Annotated in this window: 17 protein-coding genes; 12 read left to right on the top strand and 5 right to left on the bottom strand. The window is 51.3% G+C overall.

Annotated features, from left to right (window positions below; all coding sequences use genetic code 11):
• The first annotated feature begins 197 nt into the window (after positions 1-197).
• From BUE76_RS19275 to BUE76_RS19255, 5 genes are all read left to right on the top strand, one after another.
• Complete coding sequence (locus BUE76_RS19275; RefSeq protein ID WP_073044771.1) at positions 198-1,514, top strand: APC family permease; 1,317 nt, start codon at positions 198-200, stop codon at positions 1,512-1,514.
• Between the two features lie 183 nt (positions 1,515-1,697).
• Positions 1,698-2,870 (top strand): trans-sulfuration enzyme family protein, encoded by a 1,173-nt coding sequence (locus BUE76_RS19270; RefSeq protein ID WP_073044773.1) that lies wholly within the window; start codon positions 1,698-1,700, stop codon positions 2,868-2,870.
• A 105-nt stretch (positions 2,871-2,975) separates the two neighbouring features.
• Positions 2,976-4,421 carry a TolC family protein gene (locus BUE76_RS19265; protein WP_073044835.1) on the top strand — a complete coding sequence of 482 codons (1,446 nt, stop codon included), beginning with the start codon at positions 2,976-2,978 and terminating at the stop codon, positions 4,419-4,421.
• Positions 4,422-4,489: 68 nt separating this feature from the next.
• Positions 4,490-5,863, top strand: a complete 1,374-nt coding sequence (locus BUE76_RS19260) for an efflux RND transporter periplasmic adaptor subunit (RefSeq protein WP_073044775.1) — start codon at positions 4,490-4,492, stop codon at positions 5,861-5,863.
• 151 nt (positions 5,864-6,014) lie between these two features.
• Complete coding sequence (locus BUE76_RS19255) at positions 6,015-7,073, top strand: NAD(P)H-dependent glycerol-3-phosphate dehydrogenase (RefSeq protein WP_245798380.1); 1,059 nt, start codon at positions 6,015-6,017, stop codon at positions 7,071-7,073.
• A gap of 118 nt (positions 7,074-7,191) precedes the next feature.
• On the opposite strand, the gene uraH is transcribed toward BUE76_RS19255, so the two are convergent.
• Positions 7,192-7,575 carry a hydroxyisourate hydrolase gene (gene uraH, locus BUE76_RS19250; RefSeq protein WP_216820685.1) on the bottom strand — a complete coding sequence of 128 codons (384 nt, stop codon included), beginning with the start codon at positions 7,573-7,575 and terminating at the stop codon, positions 7,192-7,194.
• A 110-nt stretch (positions 7,576-7,685) separates the two neighbouring features.
• Positions 7,686-8,810, bottom strand: a complete 1,125-nt coding sequence (gene hemW, locus BUE76_RS19245; RefSeq protein ID WP_073044779.1) for a radical SAM family heme chaperone HemW — start codon at positions 8,808-8,810, stop codon at positions 7,686-7,688.
• A gap of 45 nt (positions 8,811-8,855) precedes the next feature.
• Between hemW and BUE76_RS19240 the strand changes: the two genes are divergently transcribed.
• The 7 genes from BUE76_RS19240 to porN all read left to right on the top strand — a co-directional run bounded on the left by BUE76_RS19240 (position 8,856) and on the right by porN (position 17,872).
• Positions 8,856-10,616: a BamA/TamA family outer membrane protein gene (locus BUE76_RS19240; protein ID WP_143157352.1), complete on the top strand. Its 1,761-nt coding sequence runs from the start codon at positions 8,856-8,858 to the stop codon at positions 10,614-10,616.
• Between the two features lie 233 nt (positions 10,617-10,849).
• A complete protein-coding gene (locus BUE76_RS19235) occupies positions 10,850-11,794 on the top strand; it encodes a DUF4271 domain-containing protein (RefSeq protein ID WP_073044783.1) in 945 nt (314 codons plus the stop codon).
• A gap of 25 nt (positions 11,795-11,819) precedes the next feature.
• Positions 11,820-12,611 (top strand): uroporphyrinogen-III synthase, encoded by a 792-nt coding sequence (locus BUE76_RS19230; RefSeq protein ID WP_073044784.1) that lies wholly within the window; start codon positions 11,820-11,822, stop codon positions 12,609-12,611.
• 376 nt (positions 12,612-12,987) lie between these two features.
• Positions 12,988-14,283, top strand: coding sequence for a T9SS ring complex lipoprotein PorK/GldK (gene porK, locus BUE76_RS19225; protein ID WP_073044786.1), 1,296 nt, complete (start codon positions 12,988-12,990; stop codon positions 14,281-14,283).
• 132 nt (positions 14,284-14,415) lie between these two features.
• Positions 14,416-15,177: a type IX secretion system motor protein PorL/GldL gene (porL, locus tag BUE76_RS19220; RefSeq protein ID WP_073044788.1), complete on the top strand. Its 762-nt coding sequence runs from the start codon at positions 14,416-14,418 to the stop codon at positions 15,175-15,177.
• 100 nt (positions 15,178-15,277) lie between these two features.
• Entirely contained in the window at positions 15,278-16,816 is a 1,539-nt protein-coding gene (gene porM / locus BUE76_RS19215; RefSeq protein ID WP_073044790.1) for a type IX secretion system motor protein PorM/GldM, read from the top strand.
• 9 nt (positions 16,817-16,825) lie between these two features.
• Positions 16,826-17,872, top strand: coding sequence for a type IX secretion system ring subunit PorN/GldN (porN, locus tag BUE76_RS19210; protein WP_073044792.1), 1,047 nt, complete (start codon positions 16,826-16,828; stop codon positions 17,870-17,872).
• Positions 17,873-18,377: 505 nt separating this feature from the next.
• Here porN and uvrC read toward each other — a convergent pair.
• The 3 genes from uvrC to BUE76_RS19195 form a co-directional block, all read right to left on the bottom strand.
• Positions 18,378-20,204 (bottom strand): excinuclease ABC subunit UvrC, encoded by a 1,827-nt coding sequence (gene uvrC, locus BUE76_RS19205; RefSeq protein ID WP_073044794.1) that lies wholly within the window; start codon positions 20,202-20,204, stop codon positions 18,378-18,380.
• Between the two features lie 146 nt (positions 20,205-20,350).
• Entirely contained in the window at positions 20,351-20,932 is a 582-nt protein-coding gene (locus tag BUE76_RS19200; RefSeq protein WP_073044796.1) for a hypothetical protein, read from the bottom strand.
• 303 nt (positions 20,933-21,235) lie between these two features.
• A complete protein-coding gene (locus tag BUE76_RS19195) occupies positions 21,236-22,087 on the bottom strand; it encodes a hypothetical protein (protein ID WP_083596587.1) in 852 nt (283 codons plus the stop codon).
• Positions 22,088-22,285: the final 198 nt, after the last annotated feature.

Here is a 22,285-nt window from a genome sequence, read left to right as displayed (position 1 = left end):
GTAATTCACAGGCTCCTGTGTATAAACAGAAAGGTTGCTGGCAGCGGCTTGCAGCCCTTACTTTATTTTTTATCAACATGTTTGGTGCCTGGTCCAAAAATCAAAAACCAGAAACCAGAAACGCCTAGCCCTTAACCCCAAACCCCAAACCCCAAACTCCCAACCCCAAACTCCCAACCCTTTCCTATCTTCCACCCATGAGTCAACGTCCGCAACTGGGCCTCTTCGACCTCACCATGATCGTTATCGGCCTGGTGATCGGGATGGGCATTTTCCGTACTGCTTCCGATGCTGCATCCGCAGCCATTACCCCTTCCGTATTTTTCGCCGCCTGGATCGGTGGTGGCCTGGTAGCCCTTTGCGGTGCCCTTACCTATGCCGAGATCGGGTCGCGCTTTCCCATCACGGGCGGGTATTACAAGGTATTTGCCGAGTGCTACCATCCGTCCATTGCCTTTGCCATCAACTGCATCATCCTTATTTCCAATGCTGCCTCCATGTCGGGGGTGGCGCTGATAGGGGCAGAGTATTTTGCACAGGCCTTTTTTCATGAAGCGGCTTCCGACACTTTCAAGTCCTTCCTGGCAATGGGTGCCATAGCCCTTTTTTATGGCGTTAACCTGCTGGGGCTGCGTATGAGCAGCAAAACGCAGAATGTGCTCATGATGATCAAGATCGGGATGTTGGTGCTGCTGATCTCCTCCCTGTTTGTGCTACCGGCAGCGGATGCGCCTGCGGCGGTTACGGGCCAGCGTTTTACTGCACTGGATTATATCAAAAGCTTTGGTGTGGCCCTCATTGCCGTGTCCTTTACTTATGGCGGCTACCAGCAAACCATCAATTTTGGTGATGAAGTGCGCGAGCCCCGCCGCACCATTCCCCGGGGTATATTCATCGGAATTGTATGCATCATCGGCCTTTACCTGCTGGTGAACTTCGCCTATTACCGCGCCATTGGTTTCGAAGAGCTGAAAACTTCCCGGGGCATTGCCGCCATTGTTGCCGGCCGCATGCTGGGCCCTACGGGCAATACCATATTTTCCTTCCTGCTCTTTTTTGCCGTGCTGGCTTATGTAAACGTGCTGCTGCTGTCCAACCCAAGGGTGATGTATGCCATGAGCACGGATGGTATTTTGCCGCAGGCTTTTGCTAAACGCAATATCCAGAAGGATGTACTCACCACCAGCCTCACCGCATTTGCAGCCATCGGCATCATTGTGTTGTTCTTTGCCAAAACCTTCGACCGCATCTTGGGCTTTACCATTTTTCTGGACTGTATTGGCATGGCCACATCGGCGGCCACCATCTTTATTTTGCGCAAGCGTACAAAGCACCTCGACGGCACCGGTATCTACCAGATGAAAGCCTATCCCATCATGCCGCTGATCTTTATTGCCGCCTATCTTTTTGTGGGTATTTCCATATGGATCAGCACGCCTGAACTGGCATGGACGGCCATTGCGGTGTTTGCCGCCTTCCTGGTGTTGTACTTCCTGGTAAAAGGAAGAAAATAATTTTGCGCACAGATGCCACGAATGGCTCAGATAGGTATTCAGGTGGCAGGAGCTCTTCAACATGGAAAGAGCCTTTGGTAGAAATGTTTTTTTGATAGTACACAAGCTTCTACTCCCTTGAAAAATATCCGTGTTATCTGTGCCATCTGTGCGCCCTCCAATCCCTCATCGTAAATTGCCCGCATGCAACCCGACCTTTCTTACATACTCACCCATCTTGGCGAAGACCGCGAACTGTATTTTGGTGCCGTTGCCCCGCCCATAGTACAAACCTCCAATTTTGCCTTTAAGACCGTTGCCGAAATGCGCAACGTGTTCCAGGACGAGATGTCGGAATATGTATACAGCCGTGGGCTCAACCCCACCGTTGATATCCTGCGCAAGAAGCTGGCAGCCCTTGATGGCGCTGAAGACTGCCTGGTGTTCAACAGCGGGGCGGCGGCCATCTTTGCCGGCGTGCTGGCCTTTGTAAAAAGCGGCGACCATATTATTTCGGTAGAAAAGCCCTACTCCTGGGCGCAGAAAATGTTTGACGTGGTGTTGCCCCGCTTTGGCGTAACCACCACCTATGTGGATGGCCGTACCCTTGAAAGCTTCGAGGCTGCCCGCCAACCCAATACCAGCTTTATTTACCTGGAGTCGCCCAATTCCTGGAACTATGCCATACAGCCTTTGGCCCAGGTGGCCCAGCTGGCAAAGCAACACAACATTACCACGCTTATTGATAACAGTTATTGCTCCCCGCTGTACCAGAGACCCATTGAGCTGGGCATTGATCTGGTGATGCAAACCGCCACTAAGTATATAAGCGGGCACAGCGATACTTTGGGTGGACTACTTACGGGCTCGCACAGCCGCATCAAGCAAATCTTCGACAGTGAGTACCTGAACATTGGCAGCGGCATACAGCCTTTTAACGCCTGGCTACTGCTGCGCGGGCTGCGTACCCTGCCTGCGCGCATCGACCGCATTACCCGCTCCACCCAGAAGGTGCTCCATTTTTTTAAACAGCACCCGGCAATAGATAGCTTCCTGTTCCCGCTCGATCCCAGTTTCCCGCAATATGCATTGGCCAGGGAGCAGATGCAGGGCGCCTGCGGACTCATCACCATTTCGTTGACAGGGGGCACCGAAGAAAAAATCATCCGCTTTTGCGAAAGCCTGAAGCGTTTTCTCATGGCCGTGAGCTGGGGTGGCCACGAAAGCCTGGTGATCCCCAAGTGCGCTGGTCTGCCCGAAGGCAACTTCGATGCAGCTAACCCGGAGCACCAGTGGATCCGGGTGTATGTGGGGCTGGAGGAACCTGAGTACCTGATTGAAGACCTGGAGCAGGCGCTGAATGCGATTAACACCTAACAGTCTTTAAGACCTGTGAGGTGTTGGTCAACCACCCGAAACGGAAAAAAGCCGTTCAGCCTCAATAGAAGGTTGCCTGTCATTATTCCTTTATTTTTACCCAATATGAAAAGGCTGCTCCTTTCCTGCTTATGTACCTTATTCTTGGGCGGTTCCTTTGCTTTTGCCCAGGAAAAGTGGGACCTGCAACGTTGCGTGGCATATGCCCTTGCCAATAATATTTCGGTAAAACAATCCGATGTGCAGGCCCGCATCGCCAACCTGCAGGTGCAATTTGCCCGGGCCCAGCAACTCCCTAATGCTAATTTCGGTGCCTCGGGTGGGTACAACTTTGGTCGCTCTATCAACCCCGCCACCAACACCTTTGCCAATCAGTCCATTCGCTTTGGCAATTTCCAGTTGCAGGGTGGCATTACGCTGTTCAACTGGTTTGCGAACCGGTACAATAAAGAAGCCAGCCAGCTGAGTGCCGAGGCGGCAAGGGCTGCTGTTGACAAGGCCCGCAACGATGTGGCCCTGAACGTGGCCGTGGCTTACCTGCAGGCCCTGCTTGCCTACGAGCAAACAGAGATCAGCAAGGTGCAAATTGCGCAAACCACCACCCAGCTGCAAAACATCCGCAAGCAGGTGTCGGCCGGTTCCTTGCCCGAGCTCAATGCTGTAGAACTGGAGGCGCAGCTGGCTGCCGATAGTTCGGCTTTTATCACCAACCAGGCCACCTACCAGGGCAATACCATCCAGCTGATGGCCTTGTTGAACCTGGATATGGCCACGCCCTTTGCTATTGCCACCCCCGATGTATCCACCATTCCGGTAGAAAATATCGGCAACCTGCAACCCGCCGTGGTGTACCAGAAGGCCCTGCAAAACCTGCCGCAGCAAAAGGCCAACCAGTTGCGGTACCAGGCTGCCGAACGCAATATCAAAGCGGCAAGGGCGGCCATGAACCCCACCCTTTCGGCTTTTGGCAGTATAACCACGCGTTACTCCAGCCTCTTCCCCGATCAAACCCGTGCTGCCGTTACGCCCAACAATAAGTTCGATACCATCGGTTATGTGCAGTTGTCGCCGGGTGTGATCCTGCCGGCCCTGCGCCCGGGCTTTGACGTGAACCTGCCCAATACGCCTTTCTTTAAGCAGCTGTTTAATGTAAACCTGAGCCAGGCAGTAGGTTTGAGCCTGAATGTGCCCATAGGCTCCAACCGGCAGCTGCGTACCCAGTGGGAGCGCTCCAGGCTGGATGCGGAAAACATAAAGCTCCAACTGAACCAGGACAACCTGACCCTGCAACAGGATATTTACCGGGCTCACACCGATGCGGTGAATGCCATGGCCCGGTACCGTGCGGCCCAGAAAGCTGTGGATGCAGCAGAAAAGGCATTCAACTTCTCGCAGAAAAGATTTGATGTGGGCCTGTTGCAAACCATTGAACTGACAACCAACCAAAACAACCTGTTTCGCCGCAGGCTGGATGCCGCTGCTGCCCAATACGAATATGTATTCCGCATCAAGTTGCTGGAGTTTTACCAGGGCGAAGGCCTCCGGTTGTAAGGCCTGATTTTGCCATTGGTTAGTATCGTACTGCTATTTAAAATGTTCCTTTCAAAGCCACCATATTTATGAACAAGACAGTTAAATGGATCCTGATCGGACTGGCGATAGTTATTGCCGGTCTTATTACTTACAAAGCCGTTGCCGGCAAGGATGATTCAGGTACCAAGGTGAATAGCGAAGCGGTGGGACAGCGCACCATCGTGGAAACCGTTAATGCCAGTGGTAAGGTATACCCGGTGGTAGAAGTAAAGGTGAGCCCCGACGTGTCGGGAGAGATCACCGAGCTGAACGTAGAAGAAGGCGACAGCGTGCGCCGCGGACAGGTGCTGGCGCGTATCTATGCCGATATCTATTCATCGCAGCGCGATGAGGCTGCTGCCCGGGTATCGCAAAGCCAGGCTACGGTGGCCAACAGCACTGCCGCATTGGAGTCGCTGAAAGCACAGGTGGAGCTGGACCGCCAGCAGTTTAACCGCAACAAACAGCTTTTTGACGATAAGGTGATCAGCCGTTCGGAGTACGAACAGGCCGAGACCAAGTTCCGCTCTTCGCAGGCCCAGTACAATGCGGCCCTGCAAAATATCCGCAGCCTTTCGGCGGGTGTGCAAAGTGCTCAAACAGGACTGGTGGCTGCCAACAAAAACCTGGGCCGCACCACCATTGTAGCGCCCATGGATGGCGTGGTGAGCCTGCTGAACGTAAAAGAAGGCGAACGCGTGGTGGGTACAGCCCAGATGGCCGGTACCGAAATGATGCGTGTCGCCGACCTCAGCACCATGGAAGTGCGGGTGGATGTAGGTGAAAACGACATCGTGAAAGTAAGCATCGGCGACTCTGCCGATGTGGAAGTGGATGCTTATAACAACCGCAAGTTTAAGGGCGTGGTTACCCAGATTGCCAGCAGTACCAAGACTGCCGGTGCGCAGGCCGCCACCAACGATGTGACCAATTTTGAAGTACGCATCCGCCTCGACCCTGCTGGCTATGCCGACCTGATTGATCCAAAGCAACCCAAGAAATTTCCTTTCCGTCCGGGTATGAATGCCAGCGCCGACATCAAGACCAATACCAAGGCCGGTGTGCTGGCCGTTCCCATTACTGCGGTGGCAGCAAGGGTGAAGGGCAGCGATGCAACGCTGGATGACAAAAAGAAGGAAGCCGAGAAAAAAGGGGAAGATGACGCGGATGCGGAAATGGTATCTGCCGCTGCCGGCGACGACCTGGAAGAAGTGGTATTTGTGCTGAAGGCAGATAATACCGTTGAAAAAAGAGTGGTGACCACCGGTATACAGGACATCAACTTTATTGAAATCACAACAGGCATCAAGCCGGGTGAAAAAGTGGTGACTGCTCCCTACAACGCCATTTCCAAAACCCTGAAGCCGGGTGATAAGGTGAAAGTGGTGAGTAAGGAAGAATTGTTCGAAAAGAAAAAGTAAGGTGCTATATAAAAAATGCGGCTGTTTCCAGGACAGCCGCTTTTTTATGCCCATCGCATCCGGCAGGATAGCAGTCTTGGTACTTACTAAACGGCTTGGACCAATCCGGCCTTTGCCGTGCGGGATAGCCTACAAAGCAAAACCGCTACATTTGCCCATCGAAAATGTAACGGGAATGAAGTTTGGCGTTATAGGCAGCGGCAGTTGGGCAACAGCCCTGGTAAAAATGCTCACCGACCACGGACAGTCGGTGAACTGGTGGGTACGCAGCCCCGAAACAATTGAGTACATCCAGCGGCGGCGCCACAACCCGCACTATCTTGCTTCGGCCTATTTTGACGTGCAGCAATTGCAGATGCGGGAAGATGTGAACGCCGTTATTGCTGCTTCCGATGTGGTGGTGCTGGTAGTGCCTTCGGCCTATATCTGCGACGTGATGGATCAGGTGGATTCCGAATTGCTGAAAGGCAAAAAAGTACTCTCCGCCATCAAAGGCCTGGTGCCCGGCCCCGACCTGCTGCTCAACGACTACCTCCAGCAGCGTTTTGATTTTCCCCTCCAGGATTATTTTACTTTATTAGGTCCCTGCCATGCCGAAGAAGTGGCTTCCGAAAAGTTGTCTTACCTCACCTTCTCGGGTGTGGACATGGAAATGGCGGCGCAAATTGCAGCAGCTTTCAAAACGCCTTATATCAATACCATCATCAATAATGATATACTGGGGGTGCAATATGCCGCAGTGTTGAAAAATATCTATGCCCTTGGTGCAGGTATGGCGCATGGCCTGGAGTATGGAGATAATTTTTTAAGCGTGTACATTGCGAACAGCGCCGATGAGATGGCTTCCTTCCTGCGCACCGTGGGTGCCGAGCACATCGTGGTGGGCGAGCACCATACCGACCCAATAACCCAGCAGCGCGACCTCAACTACGCGGCTTCCGTATACCTCGGCGACCTGCTGGTAACCTGCTATTCGCCTTACAGCCGCAACCGCACCTTCGGCAACATGATCGGAAAGGGATATACCGTGCAGAGCGCCCAGTTGGAAATGAACATGGTGGCAGAAGGCTATAATGCCGCCAAGTGTATGTTCAATATCAATAAAGCCATTGGTGCCGATATGCCCATTGCATCCACTATTTACCGTATTCTTTGGGAAAGGGTAAGGCCTAAAAAAGGTTTTGCCGAGATTGAAAAGGTGATGAACTGATCAAGCAATAGTGCTTTGTTAACCCCGGTTTTCCAGAATCTATTTGATAACAGTAATGCAGGTACTTGTGACCTGCATTACTGTTAGGTATACATGGTATACAAACTTTCCCGTTCAATCAATTGCCCCTGTAGGTCGAATAGCCGAAAGCGGAGAGGGTGATGGGAACGTGGTAGTGACTGTTATCTTTTATTTCAAATGCAACTTCAATGAATGGATAGAAGGAAGTTTTTTGCTGTTTTTCAAAATACCCCTTTGTGTAAAACGTGAGTTTGTATACCCCGGGGTTATTATTGCCGGGTAACAAATCCTTGATGCGGCCATTACTATCGGTTTGCTTTTCGGTTAGCTTAGTCCATGCTTTTGCGGCACTGTCCCACTTTTCCAGGCGAATGGTTACCCCTGTAGCTGGCTGTCCCTGTGCGATGTCCAGGATATGGGTGGATAACTGGTAGGTTTGCTCCTGCCCCTGAACCAGGAGGGTTCCAAGCAAAAGCAGCATGGTAAAGAGTAAATTTTTCATGCCTCTATAACCGCACCCATCATGAATGGTTCATCATTGCCTTGCTAACAGCCTTGCTTTAACGTAATGATTGCTTTTGCAGCCTTGCATCACACGAAGAGTTCTGCTGCGATGCCGTCGGCCCGCAACATGCCTTCGTCCGTAAGGCAGATGTTATTTTTTCCTATAGATAAAAAGCCTGCCTGCTCAAAGCGTTTAGCTTCCGCCGTGAGTGCCGTCTTTGCTGGCTCGCCCCATTGCGCTTCGATACTTGCCAAATCAAGTCCCTCCATGGTGCGTAGCCCAATCATAATATGCTCGTTAAGCCTTTGCTCCGGGGTGAGCACTTCTTTTTCAAAAGGCAGTATGCCCTTTTCAATTTCCTGCAAATAGATATTGTTGTTGGCCACATTCCACTGCCGGCTTTCGCCATCAAAGGAGTGCGCCGAAGGGCCGAGGCCCAGGTATTTTTCGCCCCGCCAGTAAGAGGAGTTGTGCCGGCTGCGCCAGCCGGGCAGGGCAAAATTGGATACCTCGTAGTGCTCGTAGCCTGCCCCGCGCAGCCACTCCATCAGCAGGGTGAACTGGCGGGCCTGCTGCTCGTTGTCTACATCTGTTTTTTGCTTTTGCGCTATCTGCTTGTGCAGGGGCGTTTTTTCTTCCACCGTCAGGGCATAACAGGAGAGGTGTGGAATGCGGAGCGCCAGCGCCGTTTCCACGTTTTGCCGCCAGGCTTCATCGCTCAGGCCGGGTGTGCCGTATATCAGGTCTATGCTGATATTATGAAAGCCTGCCGCCTGTGCCAGTTCAATGCACCGGCGTGCCTGTCCTGCATTGTGGGCCCGGTTCATCCATCGGAGGTCGGACTCGAAAAAGCTTTGGATACCGATGCTCAGCCGGTTGATGCCGCCTTCTTTCCATGCTTCCAGCTTTTCGGTGTTGATATCATCGGGATTGGCTTCGAGGGTGATTTCCGCATCGGGCAACACGGTATAGTGCTGGCGGATGGTGTGGAGCAAATGGGCTATTTCCCCCGCATCCAGCAGGCTGGGTGTGCCGCCACCGAAATATATGGTGGCAATGGGCTGGTTGCCGAGATAAGGCTTTTGCAGTTCCGCTTCCCTCGCAATGGCAGCCACCATGGGTTCTTTGTACCGCAGCGAGGTGGCAAAGTGGAAATTACAATAGGCGCATGCCTGTTTACAAAAGGGTATATGGAGATAAATTCCTGCCAAAATGAATAGGAGCTGCTGTTGGGGTTGGGAATAGTTTTACCGATTGTGCCAACCGTAACCCATTACCTGTTGCTGCTGTTTTTGCTGGCTTTCTGTCCTGCCATGGGGCAGGAGTACAGGGTGCAATACCATGGCGCCGATACGGCAGCGGAAAAGGTAATGGCTGATTGGCCACGCAAATTTAACGACCGGCAGGCTGCCAAAATATTTATTAACAAGCTGCCAGACCTGCTGCAAGCTGCAGGCTTTGTGGCCGCCGCCACAGATTCGGTACATGCAGGTACACAGGCTGCGGAGGTTTGGCTGTACCCGGGTCCCAGGTGCCGGTGGGTGCACATTCGCAATACACCGGTGCACAGGGCGGTTTTGGATGCCGTTGGCTGGCCGGCTAACGCAAATTGTCAACCCTGGCAACCGGCCTTGCCCGATTCCCTGCTGCAGCGTATACTTACCCATCTCGAGCAGCGCGGTCATCCTTTTGGTAAAGTGTGGTTCGACTCTATCCAGTTGCGGCAGGATACCCTTGCTGTATTGCTGGCAATAAGTCCCGGGCCCTTGTACCTGTTTGACAGCATCCACATTGAAGGCGGTGTGCGGCTGCGGCCTGCTGTGTTGGCGAGGATGCTGGATTTACTGCCGCGTACGCCTTTTGACCGGCGGAAGCTTGATGCCATCGGGGCGAAAATGGCCGCTTTGCCTTACCTGTCGGTACAGAGGCCGCCAGCAGTAAAGATGTTGGCCACCGGTGCGGTAGTGCAGCTGTACCTCAAACCCAAGCGCAGCAGCCAGGTGCAGGCTCTGGTAGGGATGCAACCTGCCACGGTTGGGGGTAAAAGCCGTAACCAGCTTACCGGCGAGGCCCGTTTGCTCTTGCAAAACAGCCTGGGAATGGGGGAGACCATCGGCTTCAACTGGCAAAGGTTGCAGGTGGCATCGCCAAGACTGCAATTGCAGTACGAACATCCTTACCTGCTGGGCAGCCCTGTATCGCTCGACCTTCGATTTGACCTGCTGCGCCGCGACAGTTCCTGGCTGAACCTGCACATGCACCTGGGCGGACGCCTAAAGCAGGAGGGAACTAAATGGATCGGGTTTTTCTGGGCGCACCGCCAAACGATTCTTGGCTCGGTAGATACCTTGCGGCTACGCCGAAGCCGGAGCCTGCCTGCAGCAGCTGACATGGGTGCGCAAAACCTGGGCATAAACCTGGGTATTGATAACCCAGATCCTTTTCCAATACATGGATGGGCGCTACATTTTTCGGGCAGCGGTGGTTTAAGAAAGTTGCGGCCAAACAGCCAGGTGCTGGATTTGAAGGATGGCGGCTTTGACTTTGCCCGCCTGTACGATACGGTCCAATCCCGCACCTACCAGCTCCGGGTGCAGGGAAGCGCTGCCCATTACCAGGCACTTGGCCGGATGTCGGTGCTGAAGCAGGGAATACAACTGGGAATTTTACAGAGCAGCAATTATTATGTCAACGAACTGTTCCAAGTGGGCGGCTTTCGCATGCTGCGGGGCTTTTCCGAGGAAAGCCTTTTTATGTCCCATTACCTGCTGGGAACGCTGGAGTACCGCTACCGCATTGGCGAGCAGTCTTATTTTATGGGTTTTGTGGATGGCGGCATGGGTAAAAATGCAGCATTGAAACAGCCCATTAAAACTTACCTCGGCACAGGGGCAGGTCTTGCCCTGGGTACCCGGGCGGGTATATTTAACCTGGTGTGGGCGGCAGGTAAAAGCAGCGATACCCGTTTCAACCTGCGCCAGTCGAAGTTGCACCTGGGGCTGGTAAACAGGTTTTAAGCTGGAGGGGCTATCATTCAAATGGCAAAGGGAAATCAATTGCCATTTTATTTAGAGCAGTCCTTTGGTTTGAGGGGTATAGCCCTAAGGCCTGCTAAGAACTCAGCACCTCAGCCTACAGGCAATCACCTATTCTCCCAACTCTATATCCGGTAATGTGCGTTGCCTGTGCGGTACATGGGATATATTCGTGCCCTGATCAGGTGCGCATCCTATTTTCCATACTAATCTTATTGACTTCCCTGCTGGCTGCGGCCCAGCAAGGCGATAGTATTTTGGTGCCCCGCAAACCCCGGCCCGACTCGGCAGCCATTGCCCGGAACCTGGCTGCCCGGGCACGGCAGGATTCTATCCGGAAGGCTGCCGTCCAGGATTCACTTCGGGTACTTGCAGTGCGGGATTCTATCCGCCAGGTAGAATTGATCCGCTTTGTACACCTGACGGATACCAGCCGCTACAACAACCATCCTTATTACCGTTTTACAAAGCCGGAAATCCGGATTTCCCAGGTGCGCAGGTGGGAAGGAAAGGAAGGATTGTTTTATGGTATTGTAGCCCTGGTGCTCATTTTTGGCCTGTTGCGCAATGCCTTTGCCCGCTACCTCGCCGACCTGTTCCGCACTTATTTCCGCACAACGTTACGCCAAAGGCTGATCAAAGAGCAGGTGGCCAATGCACCCCTGCCTTCGCTGCTGTTTAACCTGTTGTTCCTGCTGATTGGCGCACTGCTGGTCGTGCTGTTGTTGCGGCATTTCCAAATGGGGCTGGATTATCCTTTCTGGATGCTCTTTTTGTACAGCCTGGCTGCTTTAGCGTTGATGTACGGGGTAAAGTTCGTGGTGCTTAAAGTGTTTGGCTGGTTGCTGCATGCCCGGGAAGCTACAGACACGTACATCTTCGTGGTTTTTACCACCAACAAAATCATGGGCATCCTGTTGTTGCCCGTGGTGCTGGGTCTTGCCTTTACGGCCGGGGATACCTACCAGGTTTTCTATGCGCTGTCCCTGGTGCTGGTAGGCGGATTGTTTTTGTACCGCTTTTATCTCTCTTTTGTAACCGTTCAGAAGTTAATACAAATCAACCTCTTCCATTTCCTTTTATACTTCTGCGGGTTCGAGTTGGCGCCGCTATTGCTGATTAACAAACTGTTGGTGCAGTTTTTTGCCCAAACACCTTAACTTTGCGCCAACTTCCGAACCAAATATGTCAAAAAACGGCGAACAAAAGGCGGCTAGCAATACCAAAAAAAAGATCCTGATTACACAGCCGAGGCCTGAAAGCGACAAATCTCCCTACTTTGAACTGGGTAGGAAGTATGATGTATCGCTCGACTTTCACCCTTTTATCCAGCTTGCGCCTATTCCTGCCAAGGAGTTCCGGAAGCAAAAGATCGACCTCCTCCAGCATACCGCTGTAATTTTCACCAGCCGCAACGCAATCGACCACTTCTTTCGCATGTGCGATGAAATGAAAGTGTCGGTATCACAGGAAACGAAATATTTCTGTATTACCGAGGCGGTGGCACTTTACCTCCAGAAATTTATTCTGTACCGCAAGCGCAAGGTGTTTTACGGCGCTGATGGCAGCAATAAAAGCCTGCTGGACGTGATCAACAAGCACAAGAACAACGAGAAGTTCCTGTACGTATGTTCCGAAAACCAGCAGGACAGCGAAATCACCGGCTGGCTGAAGGCTAACTGCGATTTTTCCCTTGCCTTTATGTACCGCACCCAGAGCTCTGATGTAAAAGAGGTGCTTGCGGAAAACGAATACGATGTGATTTGCTTTTTTACTCCCAGCGGTGTAAAAAGCCTTTTTGACAATGCCCCGGCCTTCCAGCAAAATGGTACCGTGATTGGTGCTTTTGGTTCCAACACCTCAAAAGCCGTTGAAGAAATGGGGTTGACCCTGGGAATTAAGGCCCCTCAGCCGCAAACACCTTCCATGGTGGCTGCGCTGGATCAGTTCCTGGCAGCAGAGTTGAAAAAGAAATAAGCCACCAACTTATACCTGGTCCCGCCCACGTGGTGGGATTTTTTTTGTAAGCTTTTTATTGCACTGTTGCAAGCCCCGTTTTGTGTAAGCAATAAAATTGGGTAGCTGTTGCTAAAGGTTTTCCGGGGTGCCGGGCTGAGGGTAAAAGGGTATTGTTCCAACAAAACCCTGCATTTTTCCCGGCAGGAAAACGGTACTGTCGTAAAGTTGGCTGCTGCTTACTTGTGGGTTTAACTTTTATTTCAAAAGGGCAAACAATAATTGAAAATAAGTGTCGTTTTTGTTGTTAAGCCTGAGATAAAGGCGGTGCAAAATGAGAAAAATTAATAGGTTTCTACAGTTTTCAAAACATTATATTTGCCCAATACCCTTGAGTATGAAGATGAAGAGCCATTACTACACGCTTGTTGCGCTAGCGGCCCTCTCGCTTGCCAGCTGCGGCGTTATGGGAAAAAAGGATAAAGGCGGTGCGCTTGCCAACGATGGTCAGCTGCACGGCATCGCTCCCGGAGGCCGTTACGTATTACCTAAGCCACCTGGTATGGTGTACATACCACAGGGTACCTTCCACATGGGCCCTTCCGATGAGGACCCTTCTTATGCATTCAGTGCCCGCAACCGTTCTGTTTCCATCAGCGGTTTCTGGATGGATGCTACCGAAATTACCAACAACGAGTATCGCCAGTTTGTACACTGGGTGCGCGACTCCACCATTGCCAAGAAGCTGGGTTTTGTAAAAACCGGCTCCGATGGTATTGAATACGTGGATCAGCAGAAGATGAAGAACTTCAAGTGGAACGATCCCAAGTCGATCGAGCAACTGAGCTCTACCGACCTGATTCTTTCTCCTGAAGACCGCATCATGGGTCGTAAGGAAATTGATGCTTCCAAACTGGTGTATCACAGCGAAACGTTTGACCTGAAAGAAGCTGCCAAGCGTGAAAACGCCGGCAAGCCCCGTTCTCAGTTTATTGTAAAAAAAGACGTTCGCATTTATCCCGATACCCTGGTGTGGATGCGCGACTTCTCGTACAGCTACAATGAGCCGATGACCAAGCGGTATTTTTCGCACCCTGCTTTTGGCAACTACCCTGTGGTAGGTGTGAACTGGCACCAGGCAACGGCTTTCTGCGAATGGCGTACGCATTACCTCAACTCCTGGCTGGAAGGCAAGAAGCGTTCCCAGGAGTCGGATTTCCGCCTGCCTACCGAAGCGCAGTGGGAGTATGCAGCCCGTGGCGGCCGCTCACAGTCGATGTTCCCCTGGGGTAACTACTACCTGCGTAATAAAAAAGGTTGTTTGCTGGCCAACTTCAAACCCGGCCGGGGCAACTATCCCGAAGATGGTGGTTTCTACACCGTGCGTGCCGATGCTTACTGGCCCAACGATTTTGGCCTGTACTGCATGAGCGGTAACGTAGCCGAATGGACCTCTTCTATCTATTACGAAGGTGGTTACACGTTCCAGCACGATATGAACCCTGATGTTCGCTGGAATGCCAAAGACACCGATCCTCCCAAGATGAAGCGTAAAGTGCTGCGTGGCGGTAGCTGGAAAGACGTGGGTTACTACCTGCAAACCGGCAGCCGTACTTACGAGTACCAGGATTCTACCAAGAGCTATGTTGGTTTCCGTACTGTAATCGACCTCCCCGCTTCTTCCTCTCGCTAATTCTTGCTCAATTTCAATGATCTTTCATACAAACAAAAGACAACTTCTGCTACAGAGGTTGCCTTTTGTTTGTCTATAAGTTTCCAACCAAACAAAATTGTAAACCCAACCCATCCTTAAAATCACAGAACAATGGCAGCAGCTATTCCTCCTCGTGTAAGTAAAATCGTAGACGTATTTGTATCCATCGCTGCGGCGATTGTTATTTATGGCGCCCTGCAGAAGATTCTGCATGCACCCAGCGCCGATATCTGGCTGAAGATTGGTTTGACCACCGAAGCCCTGGTATTCCTGGTATATGGTGTTTTGTACCTCATGTATCCTGCTGTTGGCGACAACCATGCTCCTGCCCTCAAAGCAGCTGCCCCGGTACCCAACGCCACCGGTGCACTGGACAAGGCCCTGGTAGATGCGGACATCACCCCTGCCAACCTGACCCGCCTGAGCGAGAACTTCAAAAAGCTGAACACCACCGTGAGCAATATGAGCAATATCTCCGACGTGGTAGCAGCTACCGGCGACTACACCACCAAAACCCGTGAAGTAACCGCGGCCCTGGCCCAGGTGAAAGACGCTTATGTAGGTGCAGCCAACTCTGTAGGTGCTTTCAACAGCGCTTCCGAAGGCGCCAAAGTTTTCCACGACCAGGTGCAGGTGCTTACCAAGAACCTGTCTTCGCTCAACACCATTTATGAACTGGAATTACAGGAAAGCAATAACCACCTGAAAACCCTGAACTCTTTCTACGGTCGCCTGGCTGAAACCAGCAATGCCATGCTCTCTTCGGCTGAAGATGCCAAGCAGGTACAGGCCCAGATTGGCGCGCTGGCCAATAACCTGGGTCGCCTCAACAGCATCTATGGCAATATGCTGAGTGCCATGCAGGGCCGCTAAGCCGTATTAGTTTGGTTTTACAGGAGAATAGCTTTTTAATACTGTAAGATCCAGTTCCGAAAAACCACAAATCCAAAAACGAGACAATCGATAACATACCATGGCACTACCCGCAGAGCCTAGGCAGAAGATGATCAACCTGATGTACCTGGTACTGACGGCCATGCTGGCCCTCAACGTATCGGCAGAGATCCTCAATGCCTTTAAAACCGTAGACCGGAGTTTAACTACTACCAATACAACGATCAATAATTCAACCGGCACCATCATGGCTTCTTTTGAAGAAAAGATGGCTGAGCCGGAAAGCAGGGCCAAGGCCGAATTATGGATGCCCAAGGCCAAGCAGGTGGTGGATGCCACCACTTCGCTCAACGCTTATATCAACGGCCTGAAACAGGACATCCTCAAAGGTGCCGGTTTCGACCCCGCCAAGAACGGTGATTCTACTTTCAAGGAAGACAACCAGGATGTGGCTACCCGCATCATGGTGGAAGAAGGTAAGGGCAAAGAGCTGTACAGCCGCCTGCAGCAATACAAGCAGCAGGTTGCAGCAGTATCGCCCGAACTGGCCAACCAGGTAAATGGTTACCTCCGCCAAATCGACCTGAGCACGCCGCCTTCACGCAACAGCAGCACCCGCAGCTGGGAAGGTACCTACTTTCATATGGTGCCCACCGTTGCCGCTATCACCATGCTGAGCAAGTTTCAGAACGATATCAAGACTACCGAGAACCGTGTAGTAGCCCTGTTTCACGAGCAGGTGGGCCAGGTTAAAGTGCGCTTTAACCAGTTTGCTGCCATCGTGGGTCAGAGCTCCAATTACCTGATGCCCGGACAGGCGCTGACCATCAACGCCGGTGTGGGTGCTTTCAGCACGGAGGCCAAGCCTACCATCCAGATTGGCGGTGCTACGGTTCCCATCAACGAAGATGGTATGGCTGTTTATACTACCAATGTTTCCAACATGGGTACCAACAGCGTTCCGGTTACCATCCGTTATGTTGACCAGGACGGCAACCCGAAAACCATTACCAAGAGCATCGAGTACACAGTTGGCCAGGCCAACGCCTCCATTGCGCTTGATAAAATGAACGTTCTGTACATTGGCGTGGACAACCCCGTAACCATTGCGGCTTCGGGTGGCGGCGACGATAAAATACAGGCCACAATAACAGGTGGTGGTGGTTCGTTAACACGTGTAGGCAATGGTAAATACATCGCCCGTGTGAACAGCCAGAGTGATGATACCCGCATTTCGGTATCGGTGGATGGCAAAGTGGTAGGTGCTTCTACCTTCCGCACCCGCAACATTCCCGATCCGATTGCAGAAGTTGGTGGTTTTGCTTCGGGTAGCAACGTACCTGCAGGTGCCTTCAAGGCCCAGGCCGGCGTAGCTGCTTATATCAAAGGTTTCCCCTTTGATCTGAAGTACCAGGTTACCAGCTTTACACTGGCAGCTGACACGGATGATGGCGATATCGTATCGGTAAACGTTAGCGGCAACACCTGGAGCTCGCAGGCGCAAAACGTTATCCGTGGGTTGAGCCGTGATAAGGTTGTTACCATCGATAATATCAAGGCTGCGGGTCCTGATGGCCGTACCCGTACCCTGCCTTCTCTTGTTTACTATATCAAATAATCAAAGCGTATGAAACGCCACCTGATAAAAGCTAGTTTGTTTCTGTTGACCTTCGCCCTGCTGGCTGGCGATGCCGATGCGCAGCGTACCAGCCGCCGCCGTGCCGCCGGTGGCAATACCGGCAATCCTCCTGCACAGCAGGATGCCGGCCAGGGACAGGCTACCCAGCAAAACAACAATCCCGCACCTTCGGGTTACAACCCCTACGGTAATATTCCCATCGAAGTGGATAAGAGCTCTGTGTACAACGACAGTGCCTCCCGCTCCCTTCGCCAGGATGGCGCCGTAGATAAAAGTTCCATCAACGAGCGTACACCGCTGCCTTACGAGCACCTGCGCTACGATGATGCCCTTTTTGCAGAAAAGGTGTGGCGTGAAATTGACCTGCGCGAAAAGATGAACATGCCTTTCCGCTACCAGGGTGTGGATGATAACGGCAGCCAAACCTTTATCGAAATCCTGTTGCGTGCCGTACGCAATGGTGAGGTTACCGCTTTTGATCCCAGCAATGACCGGTTTACCAGTCCCTTGGATAGCGTGAGTATTGTAAACCTTACCTCGGGTGGTGGTGCCGATACTGTTCCGGTTCGGGATATCAACGATCCTGAGAAGATTGTAAAATATACCGTTACCCAGCGCTCTTTCGACCCGAACTCGGTGATGAAGTTCCGGATCAAGGAAGAGTGGGTTTTCGACCGCGAGGCCAGCCGTATGTTTGTACGCATCATCGGTATTGCCCCGCTGAAAACGGAATACCTGCCCAATGGCCAGGAGCGTGGCTCTTCGCCCATGTTCTGGGTTTATTACCCCGACCTGCGTCCAACACTGGCTAAGTTTGAAGTGTACAATCCCAAGAACATGGGTATGCACCGCATGACCTGGGAAGAGCTGTTTGAAGCCCGCATGTTCAGCTCCTACATCATCAGGAGCACACTGGATAACCCCGGTAACCGATCTATCCGCCAGATGATCAAGGACCCGATCCTTGCCCTGCTGGAAGGCGAAAACATCAAAGAACGCATCTTCAACTACGAGCAGGACCTCTGGTCGTACTAAGGTGAAAGTTTATACCTCAAGCCCGCTGTTTGCAAAAGCAGCGGGCTTTTGTTTTTGGGTACACCTTATGCAGAAAGATGAGCAACTTGTGAACCGCTAGCCAATGCCAGGATGCCGCTCGGTAAAAGCGCAGGTTGGCATTGGTCGCCCTGTCTGTTTTCATAGGTTCAGTACTAAGTTTTGAACAGGCTCATGTGGAAAACAATTTCAAAAAATGCGGAAACTACGTATGTGTAATCCCGTGCTTTCCTATATTTTTACATCGGTTTTTCATAGGATATTGGATTTTAAACGGGCCCGGGTTTCTACCCAGGCCCTATTTTTTTTAACCACGGATTTGTATGATTGGAAATGATTCCTATGAATCAAAATGGGAATCTTTCATAGGTCGTCGGAGTTTGTAAGCAAATTATCTAGTCAAGATTTAAAAGGTTTACGCGGCTTTACAGTGCCAAAAAAAAGCGCCCACAGGACGCCTTCATACCTAGTCACCAATACCCAATCACTAATCACCATTCACTTGCGGACGCTCCGCTCCATCAAAATATTCCCGGATCATCAGGGCCTTGCTGCGGCCTACAACGGCACTCAGTTCGTCCAAAGATTGTTCCTTTACCTTCTTCACCGAGCGGAAAGTTTTGAGCAACTGGCTGGCGGTGTTTTTGCCGATGCCTTTGATCTCTTCCAGTTCGTTTTTAAAAGTGCCCTTGCTGCGCTTGTTGCGGTGAAAGGTTAGGCCATAGTTGTGCACCTCGTCGCGGATGCGGCGGATCAGTTTATGGCTGGGACTATCAAAGGGAAGTTTCAGCGATTGCTGGTCGCCTACAAAGAAAAGTTCTTCCTCGTTCTTGGCAAGCCCTACCAGGGTCATGGCACCTTCCAGTTCCAGTTCTTCAATGGCTTCCTGTGCGGCGTTTAGCTGCCCTTTGCCGCCATCAATGATCACCAATTGCGGAAAGGTGCGTCCTTCGGCTTTCAGGCGCTTATAGCGTCTGAAAACGGCTTCTTTCATCGAGGCAAAGTCGTTGATGCCTTGTACCGTTTTGATATTGAAGTGCCGGTAGTCCATTTTACTGGGATCGCCGTATTTGAAACATACCATGGCCGATACCGGGTAGCTGCCCTGGAAGTTGGAGTTGTCAAAGCACTCGATGTGGATGGGCAGGTCGGTCAGCTGCAAATCGCGCTGGATCATCTCCAAGATGGGCGTTTTGTCGGCTGCCTTGGGTTGCAGCTTCAGCCTTTCCTTGTTCTTTAGTTCGTCGATGAAGTATTGCACGTTCTTCTCCGACAGTTCCAGCAGCTTCTTTTTATCACCGGCTTTTGGAATGGTAAGGGTCACATCCGGAATTTCAAACTCCAGTTCTATCGGCAGCACTATTTCTCTGGCTTCGGAACCAAATGTTTCGCGCAACTGCACTACGGCAAAGGTCAGCAGCTCTTCTTCAGTTTCGTCGAGTTGCGATTCCAGCTTCAGGGTCTTGGTCTGGATGATGGCGCCATTGCGTACCATCAGGTAGTTGACATAAGCAATGCTCTCGTCTTTACGGATGGAGAACACATCCAGTTCTTCGTAGCTGGTGCTCACCACGATGGAGCGGGCCTGGTAGTTTTCGAGGTAGCTGATCTTTTTTAGCGTTTGCTCTGCCTTTTCAAACTCCAGGTTCTGGGCATGGCCTTTCATCTCTTGTTTAAAATGCTGGATTACGGGGTTCAGATTGCCACGCAACAGGTTTTTTACCTGCTGTATGTTTTCATCATAATCCTCCAATGACTGCCTGTCCTCACAAGGACCCTTGCAATTGCCCAGGTGGTATTCCAGGCAAACCTTGAAGCGGCCTTTCTCGATATTCCTTGGCGTAAGCGGAAGGGAGCAGGTACGCAGCGGGATGGTTTGCTTGATGAAATTAAGCAGGTCGCGCACCTTGCCTACCGAAGTATAGGGCCCAAAATATTGGGCACCATCATCCAGCTTCTGGCGGGTAAGGTAAACCCTTGGAAATTCCTCGTTTTTGATTACGATATAGGGATAGGTCTTATCGTCCTTGAGGTTGATATTGAACATGGGCTGGAACTGCTTGATGAGCGAGTTTTCCAGCAGGAATGCATCCTGTTCGGTTCCTACAATGGTGAACTCAATGCGGGCAATGCGTTTTACCAGTTCATGGGTTTTGTAGGAAGTGTAGGTCTTATTGAAATAGGAGCTTACCCTTTTGCGTATATTTTTTGCCTTACCCACATACAGCAGCTCACCTACGGCATTGAAGTATTTGTAAATGCCGGGTGCCTGTGGCAGGGTAGGCGCAATGGTTTGAAATTCGGTCTGCGTCATGTTCGTTTACACGGGATATGAGGGGTCATAGATATAATCGGTATAAGCGGTTCCAGGTGTTCATTTATCTGTCGTTTCAATTCAGGCTTAAACTGATTGAACTTAAGAAACCTTTCAAACACCTGAAGCTTTCATCATTGCTTCAATTATTCTGCCGCATCAAATGGAGCCCACCACAATTCTACCGTACGGTTTACATCGGGGCGGCCGGAGCGGCTGATGGTGGTGATCACCTGGAAGCGACGGTTCACTTCCCACAACATTTTTTGCTGAACCGTACTGTCGCCCGCCTCTTTTAAGCGGTTGATAAAAATGGTTTTCACCGCATCGTTTCCTCCGGCGCCGGGTTCAATGGTGATGTCCTGCCGGAGGATGGGTGCATCTTCATCTTTGGGCGTGTAGGTAAATACCGCCCTCTTCAGCACTTCGTCAAACATGCGGCTTTCGGTATAATCGTCGCGCCATTTGCTGCCGGCAATATCTTCCATATCAAGGAAAGGCGCGGCTTCCTTCCTGAACTGCTCCCGGGGGATGAATGCAGTATCAGAACGGCCTGCCACACGGCTAATCTTACGCAGCGGCAACAGCGATGTATCGATCTGTTTTACCTGGCTTTGCAAAAAAGAACGGGCAGGGAAAAAAGCACCTGCTGCCTCCTGGTTGGGATCTTTTTGTTTGCAGGCTGCCCAAAGGCTACATATGAGTATCGTGTAATACCCGGTTTTCATGGTGCAAATTTACCAAAGCGCAGGGGAGCTTGCTAAAAATATTTGCAAAGGAAAAGGTGGCGGATGTTAAAGATAAAGAGAGCAGTTGGGGAGGATGGAACATCGTACATCGACTATGGACCATCGACCTGGACCAGGATATGCATACAAAAAACGACGGGATAACCATTGTCCTGGTATAACCCGTCGTTTTTGTATGGTTGCCTGCATTGCACACCCGGTTTTTGTAACCCATAATGCCGGTAGGGATAGCATGCAACTTTGCTGACCTTGGAATTGCCTGTAAGTAAACGGTAAGCTTTTTCAAAAAGCAATACCCAGGCTGATGCCCGACCGCAACCCGGCGAAAGGGCCATCCAATTTCAATTGCACCCCTGTATTGTTTACCGTTGCTGCCACGGGGTTTTTGTTGCCTATTGTTGGAATCAGTTCTTCAAGATCGTATTGTATATCCTGCTGTTCATCGGTGGATAAGCCGCTAAGATTTGCCAACCCGGCGCCATTGCCGGTCAGTTTGCCCCAATGGCCACCGAGTATTTGCCAGTCAAGTGCTACCCGTTTTGCAATTAACCATTGCACGCCTATGTAAAGGCCGCCACCTATTCCTTTGGCTGTTGCGGAAATAGGAATATTATAGTTGGTGGTGTTTGTTTCATAGTTGTAATTATAATCCACATCAAAGCTGGCATAACGGCCATACAGCCCCAGGTAAAAACCCCTTGGCCCGGGTTTGCGGCCGCCATAAAAACGGATTTCGGCAGTGTAAGCCTTGCTGGACGCCATCGTACCGCCCCAATCCTCTTCCAGGCCTGCTGCATCTGATCCGGTAAGATCATAAACTTTTTTGAACGCGTTCATTTTGCTCACCTCCGTTCGTGGCAAGCTCCGGTAGCCAACCGAGGCTGAAATCTTGCGGGTCAGTGCCCGTTCAATTGTTAGGTTATAGTTCTGGAAAAGCAGCAAAGACCCTACATTGATTTTTACGAGGTTTTTGCGATAGGCGGCCATTTTGTTGTCAGTTGCAGCAACAGGCTGCGGGGCTTCAACTGCCGGCGAAGTCAATTCCGTGTTGTACTGCTGTGCAACTGCAGAATCGTTTTGGGCTGACAGGGTGGTGCCCAAAAGTAACGCGATGATCAGGGTAGTGCATTTCATAAACAGTTAGTATTGGTTGATGAGTAAATAAAAAGGCATTTTGGAAGCAATCATTGGTGATTACCAAAGGGCGGGATGGGCTACAAACATCGCAGTAATTGCCGGCTGGTGATATACCCAACAGTAGGTATTTCGGTGTTTTATGCGGGATGTGGCTATTTTAAAAACAGTGATCCGGAAGTAAGGTCTGTTTATAAA

The organism is Cnuella takakiae (assembly GCF_001953305.1).
GTDB lineage: Bacteria > Bacteroidota > Bacteroidia > Chitinophagales > Chitinophagaceae > Flavisolibacter > Flavisolibacter takakiae.
Note: the sequence above shows the minus strand (reverse complement) of the source record. Positions and strands in the feature narration are given on the sequence as shown.